Source organism: Rhizobium sp. SEMIA 4085, from assembly GCF_013004495.1.
GTDB lineage: Bacteria > Pseudomonadota > Alphaproteobacteria > Rhizobiales > Rhizobiaceae > Rhizobium > Rhizobium gallicum.
The window spans coordinates 1-1,978 of record NZ_JABEPH010000608.1 but is presented as its reverse complement, the minus strand read 5'-3'; the positions used below and the strand labels follow the sequence as shown (position 1 = coordinate 1,978).

General features: G+C 60.6%; 2 protein-coding genes and 1 pseudogene. All 3 read right to left on the bottom strand.

Features of this window, described 5'->3' with window-relative positions; all coding sequences use genetic code 11:
* Positions 1-712: pseudogene (locus C9413_RS31595) on the bottom strand (LuxR family transcriptional regulator); the annotation flags it as partial.
* A gap of 108 nt (positions 713-820) precedes the next feature.
* A complete protein-coding gene (locus tag C9413_RS31590) occupies positions 821-1,057 on the bottom strand; it encodes a hypothetical protein (RefSeq protein ID WP_022717214.1) in 237 nt (78 codons plus the stop codon).
* A 22-nt stretch (positions 1,058-1,079) separates the two neighbouring features.
* Positions 1,080-1,978, bottom strand: an 899-nt coding sequence (locus tag C9413_RS31585; protein WP_170251467.1) for an isocitrate lyase/phosphoenolpyruvate mutase family protein, incomplete at its 5' end; no start/stop codon positions are given.

Here is a 1,978-nt window from a genome sequence, read left to right as displayed (position 1 = left end):
AGCCGAGATGTTCGCGCAAATCCCGATCGCTGGAGCTCAGACGTCCTGTTGGCGTGACGCTGATCCCGGCATCTGTGGCGAGCATCTGTTGCGCGGCAAGATTCATCGATCGGATCTGGCGGCCTTCGCTGATATAAATGAGCCCGACGCCGATCGCGTCGAACAGCGAACGGCCCGTCTCATTGCCTGCTTTGTCCCGGCGGATGAAATCGAAGGCCCGCTGTAAATGCGGCGCAAGCCGCGTCAGGAGATCGGCGTTGACCCGGTTAAACCCGGTGTCGGTGCTCGATGTCAGCGTCGATAGATTGAAGGACCGGTTGTTCTCGCGAAGGATCGTCACGCCAACGCTGCTGCGGCAGCCGATACTGCGCATAAAGTCATTGTAGAATTCCGTTTTGACGAGTTCGGCATGCGGCAGCATCTGGTCGGCGATGACGCCGAGGCCGACCGGCCGGACAGCTGCCTTCGGCATCCACGGGTTTATGGTGCAATAATACCGGTTGTAGCCTTCCAGGCCGGTATCGTCCAAGCCCGAGCAGAGCGAAAAGGCACCGGCGCCCGCCACGCTGTCATGGTAAAAGAGCGTCGTCTTGGCATCGGGCATTCTCGTGTTGAGGGTGTCGAGAAAGTCCTGCCAGTCCGTTTCGCCAAACAATGCGCCATAGACCAGGTCAGTTAGAGATTCAAGATTGGCGTGCGTCGTGGCGGGCATCCGGCGTCTCATATGAGCGGATGCTGATTATGCCCGCCTTTCGTGACAGTGACAATTACGTCGAATAACGCAGATGGCGGCGCCGGAGCGGCGCCGCCATCTCTGATCCTACATCCTGTTGGCGACGACGACGGGGATCAGGAGATCGCCCCAATTTCCGTCTCCGCCATGGTGGCGGGCGGAGCGCACGAGTTCGACCGAGACCCCGGCCTCTACGGCCTTCATCACGGACTGATTGAGCCGATGCAGGTCGTTTGCGAGCATGCGGATGGTGGCCTGCTGATCGGCGCTCATGCTGGAGGATTGTTCTTCCGCTCTTTCGCGGACACGTGCGATGGAAGCCATGGCCTTTTCTCCTTTGGTGTGGCTACTCGGCTGCGGGTTTGAACTGGGCATGTTCGGTCGATTCCTTCATTGCGGTGGTCGAGGACTTGCCGCCGGTGATGGCGAGCGAGACGGCATCGAAATAGCCGGTCCCGACTTCGCGCTGGTGCTTGGTCGCTGTGTAGCCCTGTGCCTCGGCGGCGAACTCGGCCTGCTGCAGTTGCGAATAGGCGGCCATCTGCCGGTCCTTGTAGCCCCGCGCCAGTTCGTACATGCCGAAGTTCAGCTGGTGGAAACCAGCGAGCGTGATGAACTGGAATTTGTAGCCCATCGCGCCGAGTTCCCGCTGGAACTTGGCGATCGTCGCGTCATCGAGGTTTTTCTTCCAGTTGAACGACGGTGAGCAGTTGTAGGCAAGCAGCTTGCCGGGATGGATCTTGTGCACGCCCTCGGCAAAGCGCCGCGCCTGCTCCAGATCCGGCTTGGAGGTTTCGCACCAGATGAGATCACAATGCGGCGCATAGGCAACGGCACGGGCAATGCAGGGCTCAAGGCCATTGCGCACCTGATAGAAGCCTTCGACCGTGCGGCCGGCATCGTAGTCGACGAAGGGCCGGTCGCGCTCGTCGATGTCCGAGGTCAGAAGCTTTGCCGCTTCCGCATCCGTACGGGCGATAACGAGCGTGGGAACCCCCATGACGTCTGCGGCAAGCCGCGCCGCGTTCAGATTGCGGATGTGGGCCGCAGTCGGAATCAGCACCTTGCCGCCGAGATGCCCGCACTTCTTTTCCGATGCCAGCTGGTCCTCGAAGTGGACACCGGCAGCGCCAGCTTCGATATAGGCCTTCATGATCTCGAAGGCATTGAGCGGTCCGCCGAAGCCGGCTTCGGCATCGGCAACGATCGGCGCAAACCATGTTTCGCCGGAAAGTACCCGATCCT